Source organism: Streptomyces botrytidirepellens, assembly GCF_003721215.1.
Lineage (GTDB): Bacteria > Actinomycetota > Actinomycetes > Streptomycetales > Streptomycetaceae > Streptomyces > Streptomyces himastatinicus.
Map to the genome: position 1 here is coordinate 59,542 of NZ_RIBZ01000313.1, position 18,180 is coordinate 77,721.

Here is an 18,180-nt window from a genome sequence, read left to right on the forward strand (position 1 = left end):
ACCACCTGGCGGGACGGCGCGCGCCGTCCCGCCCCCCGTCTTACCAGGCCGCGCCCTCCGCCGGCAGGAGCCGGTCGAAGAGCACCATGGGGCGGCCGGGACCGTCGTAATCCTCGGCGATCTGTGCGGTGAATCCGAGGCTGCGGTGGAAGGCGATCGAGCCGGTGTTCTGCACGGACGTGATCGCCTTCAGCCGTTGTGCGCCCTGCTGACGCGCGGCATCCGTGAACGCCCCCCAAAGACGCCGCCCGAGTCCAGTGCCCCGGGCATCGTCCCGCGTGGCGATCAGGTGCACATATCCCGTCCCGGTGGGCGTGACGAAACCGAGGAGATACCCGCGGATGCCGTCATCGGCCCGGGCCACCAGGCACGTTGACGGGAACTCGTGCACCAGGGCCACGAGGTGGAGCTTGCGAAGATCTCGCTCACCCCAGTACCGGGAGTGCTGCTCCAGCACCCGGTGGATGTCGGCTGTCTCGGCCTGCGTGATCACTACGTCCATGAAGGGCCATCATGGCAGCCTGTGCATCCCGCTGGGCCGCGGGTCAGGTCACGAGACGACGGACGAGATCGAGCAGATCCGGGAGCCGCAGCACCCGGCCGAAGCCCGGCAGCGGAACGTGGAGTGGCCCGGTCCAGCGGGCCGGAATGGCGTCGCGCCCGTAGCAGGCACCGGCGAGGCCACCGGTGACCGCGGCGACGGTGTCGGTGTCGCCGCCGAGGTCGATCGCCGCCCGTACCGCCTCCTCGAACGTGCCGGTGGTGCGAAGCGCCCATACGGCGGAGCCCAGGCAGGGCCAGACAGCGCCGTTGACCTCGGTGGCCTGGTCGGGATGCCAGTCGGAGGCGAGGACGGCCGCGTACCGGTCCCGGTGCCCGGGGTGCACCAGGTCCACGATCTCCGGGAGCGCGGCGAGAGGATCGGCGCCGTGGAGCGCGAGCCGTACGAGTTCGTGGAAGACAGCGGTGCCTTCCCAGGCGGCGCGGTCGCCGTGGGTGAGGGCGGCGATGCGCCGTGCCGCGTCCATGGTGGCCTGCCGTCCGTGGCGGGCGAAGTGGACCGCTGACGTGGATGCCCGCATCAGCGATCCATTGCCCGCCGCCCGCAGGTTGACCTGGAAGTGGATGGCGGCGGCCAGGTCCCAGGGCATGCCGTTGGTGAGCACGTCTTCGGTCTGCAAACCGATGTCCTTCGGCTCGGACACGGCCCATCGCTGAAAGCGGGCGAAGATGTCCGGCAGATCCAGCCCGCCCCGCTCGATCAACGACTCCGCGACGAGGACCGCCATCTGCGTGTCGTCCGTCGCCTCACCCGGATCCCAGCCGCCTCCTCCGCACATCTCGCCGCCGATCCCCGGCACCGGGAACCGGGCGGAGAACGCCCCCTCGGGGCCGAACTCGAACGGGCCTCCCAGCGCATCACCCACCGCCGAGCCCACGACCGCACCGACCGACCGTTCCTCCCAGTCCATCCGAACAGGCTACCGAGCAGGCCTCCGTCCGCCCGCGGTCACCGGGCCCGGAAGGCGGTGGCCAGCACGGAGACGGTGACCTGGCCGGGCAGACAACCGCTGTCGGCCAGGTCCGCCGGGGCCCCGTGGCGTGCGCTCGGTGTCATCCCCACCAGGTCGAGCGCCTCCTGCTCGGTCAGGGGCAGGGCGTACTCGACGCGTTCCGTGACCGTGGCCTCGAAGCAGGGGGCCAGCGCTCGGTGCAGACGCTGTTCCTTGGCCGGATCGATCGAGACCATCGCGGGCAACCCGCGCAGCTCGGCCAGGTGGCGGCCGGTGGGACGTACGACGACCAACCGGCCTGCCGGGCGCAGCACTCGGCGGAACTCGGAAGGGTTGCGCGGGGCGAACACATCCAGCACGACGTCCGCCACCCCGTCGGCCAGCGGGAAGGGACGGAAGACGTCCCAGGTCGCCGCCGCCGCTCGTGCATGGGCTCGGGCAGCCGAACGCAGCGCGCGCACCGAGGTGTCCAGCCCCAGACCACGGGCGCCCGGCAACTGGTCGAGTGCGCCCGCCAGGTAGTAGCCCGTGCCGCACCCCACGTCCACGACCGTGGCCTCCTCGGGCATGTCGTCGGACGCCAGACGGGCCACGGCCCGGCGGATGGGCGCATAGCCGCCGGTGGCCAGGAACCGGGCCCGAGCCCGCGCCATGGGCGCGTCGTCGCCGCTGGTGGCGCGGTTGCCCGTCAACAGGCTGACGTAGCCGTGGCGGGCGATGTCGTAGGTGTGACCCGCCGGGCAGCGCAGCGCGCCGCGATCGGGGTGGAGGCGGGCATGGCAGGTCGGGCAGCGCAACAGGTCGAGGAACGGTTCGAGGGCGGGGCGAAGCAACGCGGGCATGAGGCACTCCTGGCACACGGTGAAGGGAAGGGACCGTGCCCGCACGCGCGCGGAAGGGCGCCGTCATAAAGGAAAGGGAACGGAACGCCCCACGTCCGGCCGCCCTTTACGGGCAGCACGGGGAACGTGGTTCACGCAGCGGGCACACCGAGGAGGGCGACGCCGTCCGGCATCGCCCTCAAGGACTTCCGATCACAGGAAGCAGTAGTGCGGGACGCTCATGAATGCCACGCGGCAAGTCTACGAGGCCGCCCCGGGGCGTGGGCCTTGGCCTGTTCCAGGATCTTCGGCAAGACGAAGCGCGCGGTCCACCGGCGGGCCCGAAAGATCCTGGGTGGGGATATCCACCCGAGCTGGTGGCCGGGGAGCTCGCAACGAGACACCGTGGCAATCAGCCGTCCAGCGAGAGCGCGTTCTTGGCGTGCGCGACGGAGGCCTCGGTCGCGGGCCCGCCGGGATTCTCCGTGGCCAGGGCCTGGTTGACGTCGACGAAGGCGCGCATCCGCTGCTCGTAGCGGGAGTACGCCACGTGATGGTCGCCGTCCGCCCGGGCGAGGCAGTCGGCCAGCACGTAGGCACCCACGAGAGCCAGGCTGGTGCCCTGCCCCGAGAGCGGGGAGGGGCAGTAACCGGCGTCGCCGAGAAGGGCCACCCTGCCCCGCGACCAGTGATCCATCCGGGTCTGGGCCATGGCGTCGCAGTAGAAGTCGGGCGCTTTCTCTGCCGCCGCGGCCAGGCGGGACCCTTCCCATCTCAGGGAGGCGAGCTTGTCGACGATGAGTCGGCGAAGGGTGCCGCTGTCGCGGCGGTCGTGGGGGAGAGGGGGTGACTGGAAGCCGAAGGCGATCCTGAGTTCGGTGTTGTCGCGGACGGGCATGATGCCGAAGCCCACGTCGCCGTCCCGGAGCCATATCTGCCAGTGGTCCAGGGCGAGGAAGTTGTCCGCGCCGAACACGGAGAGATAGCTGCCCAGGTGATGGGCGAAACGGTCCTCGGGGCCGAAGGCCAGGCGCCGAACGGTCGAGTGCAGGCCGTCGGCCCCGACCACGAGGTCGAACGTGCGGGACGCCCCGTGGGCGAAGTCGACGCGCACGCCGTTCGTGTCCTCATCGAGCGCGGTGATGCTGTCGCCGAAGAGGTACTCGACCTCCGCGCGCGTGTGCTCGTGCACCATCCGTACGAGGTCATCGCGCAGCAGCTCGATGTCATCGCTGTCGAGGCGGCCGCTGCTGAAGGCCACCTCGGTGGAGCGATCGATTTCGTGGCCGTCGGGGTCGAGGATCGACATGCCGCGCATCCGGGTGCGCACGCGTTGCGCCTGTTCCAGGAGACCCATCCGCTCGACGACGTCGAGTGCGACGCCGCGGATGTCCACCGCCTGGCCGCCGGGGCGGGGGCCCGGGGCGCGTTCGACGACGGTGGTCTCGAAGCCGTGGCGGTGAAGCCAGTGGGCGAGTACGGGTCCGGCGATGCCGCCGCCGGAGATGAGGACGGTCTTCATGGGATGCCTCCGATACGCTGTACGTGCAGTGAACGTATGCCGTACGCGCAGGCGGCTTCAACAGGCCCAATGCGCGCCCTGTACTAGGGCAGTTACCCCTCCCTCGGCGTCCTCGCTGATAACCTCTGCACTAGTACAGAACCGAAAGGTGGCAGGACGTGACGAAGCACACGGACGCATCCGGGCAGCCGCCCTACCTGCGCATCGTCGCCGAGATCCGCCAACGCGTCAGCGACGGCGAACTCGCCCCCGGGGACCGGGTCCCCTCGACCCGCCAGATCGCCAGGGAGTACGGCGTCGCGCTCGCCACCGCCACCAAGGCCCTGACCACCCTGCGCCTCGAGGGACTGGTCGAGACTCGCCCCCGGACCGGCACCGTCGTCGCCGGAACCGCTCCCGTCACGCCGCCCCGCAAACCCGTGTCGCCCGCCCCGGCCCCGGAGCAGGAGCTGACCCTCGACCGGATCGTCCGTACCGCCATCGCCATCGCCGATGCCGAAGGGCTCCCGGCTCTCTCCATGCGCGGTGTCGCGGCCCGGCTCGGCGTCGCCACCATGTCGCCCTACCGATACGTGCCCAGCAAGGACGATCTCGTCCTCCTCATGGCCGATGCCGCATTCGGCGAGGAGACCTACCTCGCCGACGCACCCGAAGGGTGGCGGCCACGCATCGAGCTGGGTGCGCGCACCCTCTGGGCCCTGTACCGCAGGCACCCGTGGCTGGCCCAGCTCGGCTCCCTCACCCGCCCGTTGATGGTGCCCAACCTGATTGCCCACGGCGAATGGATGCTCAGTGCCCTCGACGGCCACGGTCTCGATCCGACCACGCTGTTCGACATCCACGTACTGATCTACAGCCATGTCCAGGGCCTGGCGGTGAACCTGGAGTGGGAGGCGCACGCCGAAGCCTCCACCGGCCAGTCGGAAGATGAGTGGATGGACAGCCGGGCACCCGCCCTCCGGGAGCTGGTGGAATCCGGCCGCTTCCCGACCTTCGCCAGGGTGGTCGGATCCTTTACTGCTGGCACCGACGGCACCGGTGGCTATGACCTGCGCCTCGACGATCTGTTCGCCTCCGGCCTGTCGGCCCTCCTCGACGGCCTGACCCCCCTCGTCGAAGGCCGCTGACAGCGACGGCGGCCAGGCCCGCGCCCTCAGACTCTGTTGCGCGATGCGCTCCATGTTGCACAATAAGGAACGCGTCATCGCGAACCGTCGATGGCGCCCCGACGCACGACGCCCGACGACGGCCCGGCGCCGGTCGCGTGTGCGCCTGACATCTCCTGAGGTGACATCGATGACCACCACCAGTGCGTCCCCGAGCCTGGTCTCCACGCTGTCGGGGGAGTTCTACACCGATCCCGAGATCTTCGCGGCGGAGCAGGAGCGGATCTTCGAGGCCATGTGGTTCTGCGTGGCCCGTGCCGCGGAGCTGGACAAGCCGGGGAGTTTCCGTACCTGTCAGGTGGGGCGGGAGAGCGTGCTGGTCTCCCGCGCCCGGGACGGTTCGGTGAAGGCGTTCTTGAACATCTGTCGGCACCGTGGCGCGAGGCTGTGCACGCAGGAGTCGGGTGAGGTGAAGCGGGCGTTTCAGTGTCCGTATCACGCCTGGACCTACGGTCTGGACGGGAAGCTGGTGGCGGCGCCGAACCTGACGTCGATGCCGGATGTCGACCGGGTCGCATTCGGGCTGGTCAAGGTCCACGTCCGGGAGTGGCTGGGGTACGTGTGGGTGTGCCTGGCCGACGATCCTCCCTCGTTCGAGGAGGACGTGATCGGCGTGGTGGCCGAGCGGCTGGGGGATGCCGAGGCGATCGGGAATTACGGGATCGACGGGCTGCGGCTGGGGCGGCGTATCACCTACGACGTACAGGCCAACTGGAAGCTGATCATCGAGAACTTCATGGAGTGCTACCACTGCGCGACGATCCATCCGGAGCTGACGGAGGTGCTGCCGGAGTTCGCGGATGGTTTCGCGGCGCAGTACTACGTGGGCCATGGCGCGGAGTTCGGGGAAGAGGCCCAGGGCTTCACGGTCGACGGCTCGGAGGGGCTGGACCGGATTCCGACGGTGGCCGAGGGGCAGGACCGTCGCTATTACGCGATGACGGTCAGGCCGCAGGTGTTCATCAACCTCGTGCCGGACCACGTGATCTTCCACCGGATGTATCCGATGGCGGCCGACCGCACGGTCGTGGAGTGCGACTGGCTCTACCTTCCGCATGTGGTCGACAGCGGTGCGGATGTGGGGCGTTCGGTGGAGCTGTTCCACCGGGTGAATCAGCAGGACTTCGACGCGTGCGAGCGTACGCAGCCGGGGATGGAGTCGCGGGCGTACATCAAGGGCGGTGTCCTGGTGCCCAGCGAGCACCACATCGGCGCCTTCCACACCTGGCTCCAGACCCGCCTCGGCGCGTAGCGGAGCGCGGCCGACCGGCCCCCGACGTTCAGGCGCCACCGGCCCGCGCTCCGGGCCGGGTGGGGCTCAGCCCGCGTAGCCCATCCGGTGGCTGATCTCCTCGGCACCCTTGACCAGCACGGGAGCGAGTTCGGGGATGCGCTCCTCGGTGAACCGGTAGGCGGGGCCGGAGGCGCTGAGCGCGGCGATGACCTCGCCGTCGCCCGACCGGATCGGGGCCGCCATGGCGTGCAGTCCGATCTCGAGTTCCTCCAGCGTTACCGCGTACCCGCGCTTCCGCGTCTCGGTGAGGTTCTTCTCCAGCTTGGTCTTGGCGGTCAGGGTGCGCGGCGTCAGCTTCTCCATCCCGGACGCCTTGAGCGCCGCGGCGCGCTCCTTCGCGGACAGGTGGGCCAGCAGGATCTTGCCGCTGGACGTGGCGTGCAGCGGGGTGAGCTGCCCGACCCACCGGTGGGTGCCGACGGCGCCCGGGCCGCGCACCTGGTAGAGGTTGACCGCGTAGTGCTCGCGCAGGACGGCGATGTTGACGGTCTCGCCGATCTCCTCGGCCAGCCGCTCGCACACCGGGCGTCCCTGCTGGGTGATGTCGAGGCGGCCCATGACCGAGCCCGCCAGGCGCACGATCCCGAAGCCGAGCCGGTACTTGCCCCGCTCGGCCGCCTGCTCGACCAGACCGCGGGCCTCCAGCGCCCCGAGCAGGCGGAACGCGGTCGACTTATGCACCTCGATCTCGGCGGCGACCTCGCTCACGCCCGCCTCGCCGCGCTGGGCGAGGATCTCCATGACGCTGACGGCACGGTCGACGGACTGCACCCCGGTCCCGGGGGGACCTGTTGTTCCACCATCTGCCGTGTAGTTGCCCATAACGCAACTATACGTGCAGGTGAACGGGGTCCCGCCGGTCAGGACCCGCCGCGGGCGGCCGTCAGCGGAAGACGACCGTACGGTTGCCGTTGACCAGTACCCGGCTCTCGCTGTGCCACTCCACGGCGCGGGCGAGCACCTGGGCCTCGACGTCGCGGCCCATGGTGACCAGCTCGTCCGGGGCGCGCGAGTGGTCCACGCGGACGACGTCCTGCTCGATGATCGGGCCTTCGTCGAGGTCGGACGTGACGTAGTGGGCGGTGGCCCCCACGAGCTTCACGCCGCGCTCGTGCGCCTGCACGTACGGCCGCGCGCCCTTGAAACTCGGCAGGAACGAGTGGTGGATGTTGATCGCCCGGCCGTCGAGCTGCTTGCACAGGTCGTCGGAGAGGATCTGCATGTAACGGGCGAGGACCACGAGGTCGACGTCCAACTCGTCCACGAGGCGCAGCAGCCGCGCCTCCGCCTCGTGCTTCGTCTCCGGGGTCACCGGGATGTGGTGGAAGGGGATGCCGTAGTTCCGGGCCAGCGGCTCGAAGGTGCGGTGGTTGGAGACGATCGCCGGGATGTCGACCTTGAGGGCGCCCGTGGACTTGCGGAAGAGCAGGTCGTTCAGGCAGTGGCCGAACTTCGACACCATGATCAGCGTGCGGGTCGGGGTCGACGCGTCGTGCAGCTGCCAGGTGATCCGGTGGGCCTCGGCCACCGGCCCGAAACCGGTCCGCAGCTCCGCCAGGGAGATCTCCGGGTCCAGGACGTCGAAGTGCACCCGCATGAAGAAGCGGTCCTGCCGCCGGTCGTCGAACTGCTGGCTCTCCAGGATGTTGCCGGAGTGGCTGACGAGATAGGTGGCCACGGCGTGGACGAGGCCGGCCCGGTCCGGGCACGAAAGGGTGAGGACGAACTCGCGGCCGGGCTGCGGTCGAGGAGACATGGCAACCTCCATCGTGGTGCGTATGGCGCAACATGGTGAGTGATGCGCAACATGCTCCAGTGCGGTGGCCGAGCGGTCAAGGGGGCTTTTGCGGGCCGGCCGTCTCCCTGATCCGACCCTTGACAGCCCCCTGGGCCCCCTGCACTGTGAGTTGCGCAATGCGAGGCACGTTGCGCTGACCGCAACTGGAGGTTTGTGATGGCGGGACCGCGAGTGGTCATCATCGGCGCGGGCGTCGTGGGGGCGGCGCTGGCGGACGAAGTGTCCTCCCGAGGCTGGACCGACGTGACGGTCGTGGACCAGGGCCCGCTGCCCGCCACCGGCGGGTCGACGTCCCACGCGCCCGGCCTGGTGTTCCAGACCAACTCTTCGAAGACCATGACCGAGCTGGCCCGCTACACGGTCGAGAAGTTCCGCTCCCTCGACCTCGACGGACAGCCCTGCTTCCTGGAGGTCGGCGGCCTGGAGGTCGCCACCACCCCCGAGCGCCTGGACGAGCTCCACCGACGGCAGGGCTGGCTCGCCTCGTGGGGCATCGAGGCCCGGGTGATCGGCCCCGAGAGCTGCGTCGAGCTGCACCCGCTGGTGGCGCGCGAGCGCGTGCTCGGCGGACTGCACATCCCCACCGACGGCCTGGCCAAGGCCGTCCTCGCGGTCGAGGCGCAGCTCCGCGCCGCCCGCGCCCGCGGCGTACGCACCCTCGGCCGCCACGAGGTCCTCGGCATCCGCACCGATGACGACGACCGGGTGACGGCCGTCCTCACCGACCACGGCGAGATCCCCGCCGACATCGTCGTGTGCTGCGCCGGGATTTGGGGACCCAAGGTGGCCCGCATGGTCGGCATGAACCTCCCGCTGACCCCGCTGGCCCACCAACTGGCCTGGACCGGCCCGGTGCCCGCCCTCGCCGGGCAGGACCGGGAAGCCATCCGCCCGATCCTGCGCCACCAGGACGCGGATCTGTACTACCGCGACCGCTTCGACCGGCTCGGCATCGGCTCCTACGGACACCGGCCCATGCCCATCGACGCGGACGACATCCTCTCCGTGGACGCCGCCGAGGAGATGCCCTCCGTCCTGCGCTTCACCGAGGACGACTTCGCCGAGGCGTGGACCGAGACCCAGGCCCTGCTGCCCGCGACGAAGGAGGCCGACGTCGAGGAGGGCATCAACGGCCTGTTCTCCTTCACCACCGACGGACTGCCCCTGCTCGGCCAGTCCCCGGACGTGAAGGGCTTCTGGGTCGCCGAGGCCGTATGGGTCACCCACTCCGCGGGCGTCGGCCGCGCCATGGCCGAATGGCTCGTCGACGGCCACTGCTCGTCGTTCGACCTGCACGAGTGCGACGTCAACCGCTTCGAGCCCCACCAGCTCGCCCCGGAGTACGTCACGGCCCGCGGCTGCCAGAACTTCGCCGAGGTGTACGACATCCTCCACCCCCTCCAGCCGCCCGGCGCGCCCAGGCCCCTGCGCACCAGCCCCTTCCACCCCCGCCAGCGGGACCTGGGCGCCGTCTTCCTGGAGGCGAACGGCTGGGAGCGGCCCCAGTGGTACGAGGCCAACGGCGCCCTGGTGGCGGGGCGGAACATCCCCGTGCCGGGCGACTGGGCGGCCCGCCACTGGTCGCCGATCGTCGGCGCCGAGGCGCAGGCCACGCGGGAGAACGTCGCGATGTACGACATGACGGCCCTCAAACGCCTGGAGGTCACCGGTCGCGGGGCCGCCGCCTTCCTCCAGCACCTCACCACGGGCAACGTCGACAAGTCCGTCGGCTCCGTCACCTACACCCTCACGCTCGACCACGACGGCGGCATCCGCAGCGACGTGACCGTCGCCCGCCTGGGGCGCGACCACTTCCAGGTCGGCGCCAACGGCAACCTCGACCTCGACTGGTTCCCCCGCCACCTGCCCGAGGACGGGTCGGTGCAGGTCCGCGACGTCACCGCCGGCACCTGCTGCATCGGCCTGTGGGGCCCGAAGGCGCGCGAGGTCCTGCAACCCCTGGCCGACCAGGACTTCTCCCACCAGGGCCTGAAGTTCTTCCGGGCCCGGCGCGCCCACATCGGCGCCGTCCCCGTCACCGCCATGCGGCTGAGCTACGTCGGCGAACTGGGCTGGGAGCTGTACACCACCGCCGACATGGGCACCAAGCTCTGGGACACCCTCTGGGAGGCGGGCCGGGAACACGGGATGATCGCCGCCGGGCGCGGCGCGTTCAACAGCCTCCGCCTGGAGAAGGGCTACCGCTCCTTCGGCACCGACATGACCTACGAGCACGACCCGTACGAGGCCGGGGTCGGCTTCGCCGTGAAGCGCGACAAGGACGACTTCATCGGAAAGGCCGCGCTGGAGCGGCGCGCGGAATCCGTGGCCCGGCGGCTCACCTGCCTGACCATCGACGACCCGGGGTCCGTCGTCATGGGCAAGGAGCCCGTGTACGACGGCGACCGCCCGGTCGGCTACGTCACCAGCGCCGCCTTCGGCTACACCATCGGCAAGGGCATCGCCTACGCCTGGCTCCCCGCCGAACTCGCCACCCCCGGCCGGACCCTGCACATCGGCTACTTCGGCCGGCGGATCCCCGCGACCGTCGCCCAGGAACCCCTGTTCGACCCGTCCATGCAGCGCCTGCGCGCTTAAGGAAGAGGAACCCCATGAGCGCACACGTCCTCGACGGACGCCGCACCGCCGCCGAGATCCGCACCGAACTCACCGCCCGCGTCGCCGTCCTCACCGCACGGGGCGCGGCGCCCGGCCTCGGCACACTGCTCGTCGGCGACGACCCCGGAAGCCACGCCTACGTCGCCGGAAAACACCGCGACTGCGCCCAGGTCGGCATCGCCTCGATCCGCCGCGAACTCCCCGCCGACGCCACGCAAGCGCAGGTCGAGGCCGTCGTCGACGAACTCAACGCCGACCCCGCCTGCACCGGCTACATCGTGCAGCTCCCGCTGCCCCGCGGCCTCGACACCGGCGCCGTCCTCGCTCGCATGGACCCCGCCAAGGACGCCGACGGACTGCACCCGGCCAACCTCGGCCGGCTCGTGCTCGGCGTCGACGGCCCCCTGCCCTGCACCCCACGCGGCGTCGTCGAACTGCTGCGCCGCCACGACGTGCCCCTGGCCGGGGCCCGGGTCTGCGTCATCGGCCGCGGCGTCACCGTCGGCCGCCCCCTCGGACTGCTGCTCACCCGCAGGTCCGAGAACGCGACCGTGACGCTGTGCCACACCGGAACCACGGGCATGGCCTGGCACGTACGCGACGCGGACATCGTCGTCGCGGCCGCCGGTTCCCCCGGAATCGTCACCGCGGACATGATCCGGCCCGGCGCCGCCGTCCTCGACGTCGGCATCACCCGCACGGAAGACGGCCTGCTCGGCGACGTCCACCCGGACGTCGCCAAGGCCGCCGGATGGGTCGCCCCCATGCCGGGCGGTGTCGGCCCCATGACCCGGGCCATGCTGCTCGCCAACGTCGTCGAAACCGCCGAACGCACCGCCGCCGCGCCCGCGCGGGAGCCTCTCCAGCCGCAGCTGTCCGACGCGCGATGAGCACCCCGTCCTCCGGGCCCCGACCGGCCCGAGCGCCCCGCGGCGACGCAATCCACCGTCCCCCATCCCGGGAGGTCAGATGTCCATCCCCGCCATCGACGAGGCGCCACTGAGCGGGTTCCACCGAAAACTCACCTGGGCCTGCGCCGGTGGCCCCTTCCTGGACGGCTACCTGCTCAGCATCATCGGCGTCGCGCTGGTCGGCATGAGCAACGAGCTCCAGCTGACCACGGGGGACGAGAGCCTCATCGGCGCCGCCGCCCTGGTCGGCATCTTCGTCGGAGGCCTGTTCTTCGGGGCCGTCACCGACAAACTCGGCCGTGAGGCGATGTACACCGTCGACCTGGCGGTCCTGGTGGGCGGATCGCTGCTGTCGGTGTTCGCCACCGAAACCTGGCAGTTCGTCGTGCTGCGCTTCGTACTCGGCATGGCCATCGGCGCCGACTACCCGATCGCGACGTCCCTGCTGGCCGAATGGGTGCCCAACCGGCACCGGGGCCGACTGCTCGGCATCCTCACCCTCTCCTGGTACGTCGGTGCGGCGGCCGCCTACGTGGTCGGCTACGTCATGGCCGAGATCGGCGGCGACGGTACCTGGCGGTGGATGCTCGCCTCCGGCGCCGTACTGAGCGCCGTGATCCTGCTGCTGCGCGTCGGCACCCCCGAGTCCCCGCTGTGGCTGGTGAACAAGGGCCGCACCGCCGATGCCCAGAAGGCGATCCAACGGGCCCTCGGGCGCACCATCCCCATCGACGAGCTGCTCGTGGCCTCGGCCGCCGAGCAGTCCGTGGAGAAAAACCAGATCCGTGACCTGTTCGAAGGCACCTATCTGCGGCGGACGTTGTTCTGCGGGCTGTTCTACATGTGCCAGATCACGCCGATGTTCGCCCTGTACACCTTCGGCCCCGCCATCCTGGATTCCTTCGGCCTCGGCGAGGGCCACACCAGCAACCTGGGCTCGGCGCTGATCAGCATCGTGTTCGTACTGGGCTGCCTCCCCGCGCTGCGCCTGGTGGACCGGGTGGGGCGACGCCCCGTCATCACCTGGTCGTTCGCCCTGATGGTGGTCCCGCTCGTGGTGCTCGGGGGCGGCTCGTCGCTCCCCATCGGAGTGGTCATCGTGTGCTTCTGTACCTATGCCCTCCTCTCGGGTGGCCCCACGGTGCTGGAGTGGACCTATCCCAATGAGCTGTTCCCCACCAACATCCGGGCCACCGCGGGTGGCGTGGCCACCTCCATCAGCCGGATCGGCGCCGCCGCGGGTACCTATCTGCTGCCGATCTCCCTCAGCAGACTGGGCATCGGCACGACCATGCTGATCGGCGCCGGAATCACCCTCGTGGGCTGGCTGGTGTCCGTGGCGTGGGCCGAGGAGACGAAGGGCCGCACCCTGGCGGAGACCAGCGCACTTCCCGGCCGTTCCCGGCAGGGCTCGGAGGCCGACGCGCCGCAGGCAAAGTTCGCCCGGCCAACTCCTTGACAGCGGTCGCCCGGAAGACAGATTGTTGCCCATAATGAAGCGGCACGCGCCATGCGCAACAAAACGCGACGGCTCGGTCTCGGTCCTCCCACGCTCCCGGCACATCGGTCCGGGGGTCGGTCGGCCCGCCGTTCAGTACACCGCCCGCCGTTCGTGCTCCCCGCGGACAGCGGAGTTCATTCCCCTCCCTCGCCGATCGCTCCGCCGGAGCGACACGGCGCCCCCGCCATCCGAAACAACCGGCCGGAACCGCGCATTCGGCCGCCCCGCAACGAGGAGAGCGACAGTGACACACGAAGTACGCGCCGTCGTCGCCCGGCAGAAGGGCGCTCCGGTCTCGGTGGAGACCGTCCTGGTGCCGGACCCCGGCCCGGGCGAGGCGCTGGTGCAGGTGCAGGCGTGCGGTGTCTGCCACACCGACCTGCACTACCAGCAGGGCGGGATCAACGACGAGTTCCCCTTCCTGCTCGGCCATGAGGCCGCGGGCGTGGTCGAGGCGGTCGGCGAGGGCGTCACCGCCGTGGCGCCCGGCGATTTCGTCGTGCTCAACTGGCGTGCGGTCTGCGGTCAGTGCCGGGCCTGCCGCAAGGGCAAACCGTGGTACTGCTTCGACACCCACAACGCCACCCAGTCGATGACGCTGGCCGACGGCACCCCGCTGTCCCCGGCCCTGGGCATCGGCGCCTTCGCCGAGAAGACCCTGGTCTCCGCCGGGCAGTGCACCAAGGTGGATCCGACCGCCTCGGCCGCCGCGGCGGGACTGCTCGGCTGCGGCGTGATGGCCGGGTTCGGCGCCGCGGTCAACACCGGCGGCGTCGGCCGCGGGGACTCGATCGCGGTGATCGGTTGCGGCGGCGTGGGCATGGCCGCCATCGCGGGCGCCAAACTGGCCGGAGCCGGCCGCATCATCGCCGTCGACGTCGACCAGCGGAAGCTGAAGTGGGCCGAGGAGTTCGGCGCCACCGACACCATCGACTCCTCCCAGACCGACGCCGTCGAGGCCATCCGCGCCATCACCGGCGGCTTCGGCGCCGACGTCGTCGTGGACGCGGTCGGCCGCCCCGAGACCTACCGGCAGGCCTTCTACGCCCGCGACTTGGCCGGGACCGCGGTCCTGGTCGGTGTCCCCACCCCGGAGATGACCGTCGACCTGCCCCTGCTGGACGTCTTCGGCCGTGGCGGAGCCCTGAAGTCCTCCTGGTACGGCGACTGCCTGCCCTCCCGGGACTTCCCCGCCCTGGTCGACCTCTACCAGCAGGGCCGATTCGACCTCGGCCGCTTCGTCACCGAGGAGATCACCCTGGACGACGTCGAGGCCGCGTTCGCCAAGATGCACCGCGGCGAGGTCCTGCGCTCGGTGGTGATCCTGTGACGGCGCGCATCGAGCACCTGGTCACCTCCGGAACCTTCGAGCTGGACGGGGGCAGCTGGGAGGTGGACAACAACGTCTGGCTGATCGGTGACGAACGGGAAGTCATGGTCATCGACGCCGCACACGACGAAGCGGCCATCGCGGACGCCGTCGGCGACCGCCACCTGGTCGGCATCGTGTGCACCCACGCCCACAACGACCACATCAACGCCGCCCCCGCCCTCGCCGCCCGCACCGGCGCGCCCATCCTGCTCCACCCGGCGGACGCGGTGCTGTGGAAGTCCGTACACCCCCAGCGGAAACCGGACCGGGAGCTGGTCGACGGCGAACTGCTGAGCGTGGCCGGCACCGGGCTGTACGTGCTGCACACCCCCGGGCACGCGCCCGGCGCCGTCTGCCTGTACGCGCCCGAGCTGGGAGCCCTGTTCTCCGGCGACACCCTCTTCCAGGGCGGTCCCGGAGCCACCGGCCGCTCCTACTCCGACTTCGGCACCATCATCGCCTCCATCCGCGACCGGCTGTTCGCCCTCCCCGCCGCCACCGCCGTTCACACCGGCCACGGCGGCACCACCTCGATCGGGGCCGAGGCGCCGCATCTCGACGCATGGGTGACCCGGGGACATTGACGCATCGTCAGAGAACCCGAATCTGAGAGGAGAGCCATGGGTACCCGCAGAACCTACGCATTATCGGCAGAGTTTCCAGGCGAGCCAGGAGAGATGGACGGATGGCCCCTTCGTACGACGTGATCGTCGTCGGTCTGGGCGGGATGGGAAGCGCAGCCGCCTACCACCTCGCCGCCCGCGGGCAGCGAGTACTCGGCCTGGAGCGCTTCGGCCCGGCCCACAACCTCGGCTCCAGCCACGGCGGATCCCGTATCTACCGGCAGGCCTACTTCGAGGACCCGGCCTATGTGCCCCTGCTGCTCCGCGCCCACGAACTGTGGGAGAAGCTGGCCGCCGACTCCGGCCACGAGGTGTTCACCCAGACCGGCGGCCTCGTGATCGGGCGCGAGGACAGCCAGGCGTTCGCCGGTACGCTGCGCAGCGCCCAGCAGTGGGGCCTGGACCACCAGGTCCTCACCGCCACCGACATCCGGAGCCGCTTCCCCACCTTCAAACCGGGCGCCGACGATCTCGCCTTCTACGAGCGCAAGGCCGGTGTGGCGCGGCCGGAGGCGACCGTCACCGCCCATCTGGACCTGGCCCGCGTCCACGGCGCCGACCTGCACTTCGTGGAAACCGTCTTCGGATGGCAGGCCGACGGCCCGGGCGGCAAGGCGTGGGTGGTCACCGACCGCGGCATCTACACCGCCGACCGGCTGGTGATCGCCCCCGGCGCCTGGGCGTCGAACCTCCTCTCCGACCTCGGCGTGACCGTGACGGTGGAACGGCAGGTCATGTACTGGTTCCAGCCCGAAGGCGGAACCGGCCCGTTCACCGCCGACCGGCACCCCGTGTACATCTGGGAGGACGCGGACGGCACGCAGATCTGCGGCTTCCCCGCCCTCGACGGCCCCGAGGGCGGCGCCAAGGTCGCCTTCTTCCGCAAGGGCCTCCCCAGCAACCCCGAGACCGTCGACCGCCGGGTCCGCTCCGAGGAGATCGGGGCCATGGCCGAGTATCTGCGGCTGCGCGTCCCCACCCTGCCCACGCGCTTCCTCAAGGCCACGGCCTGCATGTACGCCAACACCCCGGACGAACACTTCGTCCTCGCCCAGCACCCCGAGCACCCGAGGGTGACGGTGGCCTACGGATTCTCCGGCCACGGATTCAAGTTCGTACCCGTCGTCGGCGAGATCCTCGCCGACCTCGCCACCGAGGGCACCACCGAACACCCCATCGCGCTGTTCGACCCCCGCCGCGTGCGCCCCGACATCTAGTCGCGCATGCGAGGCGGCTCGCAACCCGGAGGTACCCCATGATCGTCCCGCGCCACGCATCCGTCGGGGAGTCCGCATGAGGAGCATCACCGTCGTCGGAGCATCGCTGGCGGGCCTGAGCACGGTCCGCGCGCTGCGCACGGAAGGCTTCGACGGCGACATCGTCGTCGTCGGCGAGGAGTGCCACGACCCGTACGACCGCCCGCCGCTGTCCAAGGAGTTCCTCAAGGGCGACGTCGGCGCCGACGCCCTCATGCTCAGCGACACGGAGGAGTACGGGGAACTCGGGGCGCAGTGGCTGCTCGGCGAACGCGCCGTGCGGCTCGACACCGCGGCCCGGTCCGTCACCCTCGCCGGAGGGCGCGAGGTACGCACCGACGGGATCGTCGTCGCGACCGGCGCCACCCCCCGGACGCTCCCCGGCACGGACGGGATGGCCGGTGTCCACACCCTGCGCACCCTGGACGACGCCCAGGCGCTGCGCGCCGCGCTGCTGGACGGCCTGCCCAAGGTCGTCGTCATCGGCGCCGGATTCATCGGCGCCGAGGTGGCGTCCACCGCCCACCGGCTCGGCCTCGACGTCACCGTGGTCGAGGCGCTCGACGTACCGCTCGAACGCCAACTGGGGCGCGACATGGGGCTGGTGTGCTCCTCGCTCCACACCGATCACGGGGTGCGCCTGCTGTGCGGCACCGGCGTGGCGGGATTCGCCGGCCACGACCGGGTCACCGGCGTCCAACTGGAGGACGGTCGCCTGCTGCCCGCCGACATTGTCGTCGTCGGGGTGGGGGTGCGGCCCGCCACCGACTGGCTCACCGGTTCCGGCGTCGCCGTGGACGACGGCGTGGTGTGCGACGCCGGTTGCGCGACCAGTGTCCCGGGCGTGGTCGCGGTCGGCGATGTCGCCCGCTGCCCCCACCCCTTCACCGGACGGCACGCCCGCATCGAGCACTGGAGCAACGCCACCGAGCAGGCGAAGACCGCCGCCCGCACGCTGCTCTCCGGCACCTCGGCCCAACCCCCGTGCACCGCACCGCACTTCTGGTCCGACCAGTACCGGGTGCGCATCCAGCTCGCCGGGCACGTCGTCCCCGGAGCCGAGCCCGAGGTGGTCGAGGGCGACGTCGACAGCCGCTCCTTCGCGGCCGTCTACCGCCACGAGGGCGCCGCCGTCGCCGTGCTGTGCATGAACCAGCCGAAGCTGTTCAATCGGCTCCGCCGCACCCTCACCGCGCCCCGCGTCGCTGCCCTGACGGAGTAAACATCCGCTCCACCCGGACCCGTAACCGACAACCCGGCGGGATCGCGCCCGCGATCCCGCCCCCACGGAGTATGGCGTGGCAATCAGCGTCTTCGACCTGTTCTCGATCGGCATCGGCCCGTCCAGCTCGCACACGGTCGGCCCGATGCGGGCCTCCCGCATGTTCGCCACCCGGCTGAAGCAGGACGGCCTACTCGCCCAGACCGCCGCGGTGCGGGCGGAGCTGTTCGGCTCCCTCGGTGCCACCGGCCACGGCCACGGCACCCCCAAGGCCGTCCTGCTCGGCCTGGAGGGCAACGAGCCGCACACGGTCGACGTGGCCCGGGCCGAGCCGGACGTCGAACGGATCCGCGCCACCGGGCGCCTCCGCCTCCTCGGCGCCGACATCGGCCCGGCCCACGAGATCGACTTCGACGAGTCCGACGAGCTGATCCTGCACCGCCGCCGCTCCCTGCCGTACCACGCCAACGGCATGACGCTCTTCGCGTACGACGAGTCCGGCCATCCGCTGCTGGAGAAGACCTACTACTCGGTCGGCGGCGGCTTCGTGGTCGACGAGGA

At 70.9% G+C, this 18,180-nt stretch carries 16 protein-coding genes; 10 read left to right on the forward strand and 6 right to left on the reverse strand.

Annotated elements, in window-relative coordinates; genetic code table 11:
- Positions 1 to 40 precede the first annotated feature (40 nt).
- From EEJ42_RS26780 to EEJ42_RS26795, 4 genes are all read right to left on the reverse strand, one after another.
- Positions 41 to 502, reverse strand: a complete 462-nt coding sequence (locus EEJ42_RS26780) for a GNAT family N-acetyltransferase (protein ID WP_123103735.1) — start codon at positions 500 to 502, stop codon at positions 41 to 43.
- Positions 503 to 545: 43 nt separating this feature from the next.
- On the reverse strand, positions 546 to 1,472 hold the full coding sequence (locus EEJ42_RS26785) for an ADP-ribosylglycohydrolase family protein (protein ID WP_123103736.1): 927 nt from the start codon (positions 1,470 to 1,472) through the stop codon (positions 546 to 548).
- A gap of 38 nt (positions 1,473 to 1,510) precedes the next feature.
- Complete coding sequence (locus EEJ42_RS26790; RefSeq protein WP_123103738.1) at positions 1,511 to 2,356, reverse strand: putative RNA methyltransferase; 846 nt, start codon at positions 2,354 to 2,356, stop codon at positions 1,511 to 1,513.
- Positions 2,357 to 2,747: 391 nt separating this feature from the next.
- Positions 2,748 to 3,857 carry an FAD-dependent monooxygenase gene (locus EEJ42_RS26795; protein WP_123103740.1) on the reverse strand — a complete coding sequence of 370 codons (1,110 nt, stop codon included), beginning with the start codon at positions 3,855 to 3,857 and terminating at the stop codon, positions 2,748 to 2,750.
- A 158-nt stretch (positions 3,858 to 4,015) separates the two neighbouring features.
- Here EEJ42_RS26795 and EEJ42_RS26800 point away from each other — a divergent pair, with 158 nt between their 5' ends.
- Together EEJ42_RS26800 and EEJ42_RS26805 are read left to right on the forward strand one after the other, a co-directional pair.
- Complete coding sequence (locus tag EEJ42_RS26800) at positions 4,016 to 4,984, forward strand: GntR family transcriptional regulator (RefSeq protein ID WP_123103742.1); 969 nt, start codon at positions 4,016 to 4,018, stop codon at positions 4,982 to 4,984.
- A gap of 169 nt (positions 4,985 to 5,153) precedes the next feature.
- Positions 5,154 to 6,275: an aromatic ring-hydroxylating oxygenase subunit alpha gene (locus tag EEJ42_RS26805; protein WP_123103744.1), complete on the forward strand. Its 1,122-nt coding sequence runs from the start codon at positions 5,154 to 5,156 to the stop codon at positions 6,273 to 6,275.
- A gap of 66 nt (positions 6,276 to 6,341) precedes the next feature.
- On the opposite strand, the gene EEJ42_RS26810 is transcribed toward EEJ42_RS26805, so the two are convergent.
- Complete coding sequence (locus tag EEJ42_RS26810; protein ID WP_123103746.1) at positions 6,342 to 7,139, reverse strand: IclR family transcriptional regulator; 798 nt, start codon at positions 7,137 to 7,139, stop codon at positions 6,342 to 6,344.
- A gap of 61 nt (positions 7,140 to 7,200) precedes the next feature.
- A complete protein-coding gene (gene purU, locus EEJ42_RS26815; RefSeq protein WP_123103748.1) occupies positions 7,201 to 8,073 on the reverse strand; it encodes a formyltetrahydrofolate deformylase in 873 nt (290 codons plus the stop codon).
- A gap of 198 nt (positions 8,074 to 8,271) precedes the next feature.
- Between purU and EEJ42_RS26820 the strand changes: the two genes are divergently transcribed.
- From EEJ42_RS26820 to EEJ42_RS26855, 8 genes are all read left to right on the forward strand, one after another.
- Positions 8,272 to 10,713 carry a GcvT family protein gene (locus EEJ42_RS26820; protein ID WP_123103750.1) on the forward strand — a complete coding sequence of 814 codons (2,442 nt, stop codon included), beginning with the start codon at positions 8,272 to 8,274 and terminating at the stop codon, positions 10,711 to 10,713.
- A 14-nt stretch (positions 10,714 to 10,727) separates the two neighbouring features.
- Complete coding sequence (locus tag EEJ42_RS26825) at positions 10,728 to 11,624, forward strand: bifunctional methylenetetrahydrofolate dehydrogenase/methenyltetrahydrofolate cyclohydrolase (protein ID WP_123103752.1); 897 nt, start codon at positions 10,728 to 10,730, stop codon at positions 11,622 to 11,624.
- Positions 11,625 to 11,703: 79 nt separating this feature from the next.
- Positions 11,704 to 13,104, forward strand: coding sequence for an MFS transporter (locus tag EEJ42_RS26830; RefSeq protein ID WP_123103754.1), 1,401 nt, complete (start codon positions 11,704 to 11,706; stop codon positions 13,102 to 13,104).
- A gap of 286 nt (positions 13,105 to 13,390) precedes the next feature.
- A complete protein-coding gene (locus tag EEJ42_RS26835; protein WP_123103756.1) occupies positions 13,391 to 14,476 on the forward strand; it encodes an S-(hydroxymethyl)mycothiol dehydrogenase in 1,086 nt (361 codons plus the stop codon).
- The gene (locus EEJ42_RS26840) at positions 14,473 to 15,102 is read left to right on the forward strand and encodes an MBL fold metallo-hydrolase (protein ID WP_123103758.1); all 630 of its coding nucleotides are present in this window, start codon (positions 14,473 to 14,475) and stop codon (positions 15,100 to 15,102) included. Before EEJ42_RS26835 ends, EEJ42_RS26840 begins: the two co-directional genes overlap by 4 nt.
- 101 nt (positions 15,103 to 15,203) lie before the next feature.
- The gene (gene solA, locus EEJ42_RS26845; protein WP_123103760.1) at positions 15,204 to 16,358 is read left to right on the forward strand and encodes an N-methyl-L-tryptophan oxidase; all 1,155 of its coding nucleotides are present in this window, start codon (positions 15,204 to 15,206) and stop codon (positions 16,356 to 16,358) included.
- A 76-nt stretch (positions 16,359 to 16,434) separates the two neighbouring features.
- Entirely contained in the window at positions 16,435 to 17,619 is a 1,185-nt protein-coding gene (locus tag EEJ42_RS26850; protein ID WP_123103762.1) for an NAD(P)/FAD-dependent oxidoreductase, read from the forward strand.
- Positions 17,620 to 17,695: 76 nt separating this feature from the next.
- Positions 17,696 to 18,180 (forward strand): serine dehydratase beta chain (locus EEJ42_RS26855; protein ID WP_281291516.1); only part of this gene is annotated, 485 nt, incomplete at its 3' end.

Bases quoted from the DNA above. Each gene is read 5' to 3' on its own strand.
- EEJ42_RS26780 (WP_123103735.1), bottom strand. From the start codon at position 502: ATGGACGTAGTGATCACGCAGGCCGAGACAGCCGACATCCACCGGGTG.
- EEJ42_RS26785 (WP_123103736.1), bottom strand. From the start codon at position 1,472: ATGGACTGGGAGGAACGGTCGGTCGGTGCGGTCGTGGGCTCGGCGGTG.
- EEJ42_RS26790 (WP_123103738.1), bottom strand. From the start codon at position 2,356: ATGCCCGCGTTGCTTCGCCCCGCCCTCGAACCGTTCCTCGACCTGTTG.
- EEJ42_RS26795 (WP_123103740.1), bottom strand. From the start codon at position 3,857: ATGAAGACCGTCCTCATCTCCGGCGGCGGCATCGCCGGACCCGTACTC.
- EEJ42_RS26805 (WP_123103744.1), top strand. From the start codon at position 5,154: ATGACCACCACCAGTGCGTCCCCGAGCCTGGTCTCCACGCTGTCGGGG.
- EEJ42_RS26810 (WP_123103746.1), bottom strand. From the start codon at position 7,139: ATGGGCAACTACACGGCAGATGGTGGAACAACAGGTCCCCCCGGGACC.
- purU (WP_123103748.1), bottom strand. From the start codon at position 8,073: ATGTCTCCTCGACCGCAGCCCGGCCGCGAGTTCGTCCTCACCCTTTCG.
- EEJ42_RS26820 (WP_123103750.1), top strand. From the start codon at position 8,272: ATGGCGGGACCGCGAGTGGTCATCATCGGCGCGGGCGTCGTGGGGGCG.
- EEJ42_RS26825 (WP_123103752.1), top strand. From the start codon at position 10,728: ATGAGCGCACACGTCCTCGACGGACGCCGCACCGCCGCCGAGATCCGC.
- EEJ42_RS26830 (WP_123103754.1), top strand. From the start codon at position 11,704: ATGTCCATCCCCGCCATCGACGAGGCGCCACTGAGCGGGTTCCACCGA.
- solA (WP_123103760.1), top strand. From the start codon at position 15,204: ATGGCCCCTTCGTACGACGTGATCGTCGTCGGTCTGGGCGGGATGGGA.
- EEJ42_RS26850 (WP_123103762.1), top strand. From the start codon at position 16,435: ATGAGGAGCATCACCGTCGTCGGAGCATCGCTGGCGGGCCTGAGCACG.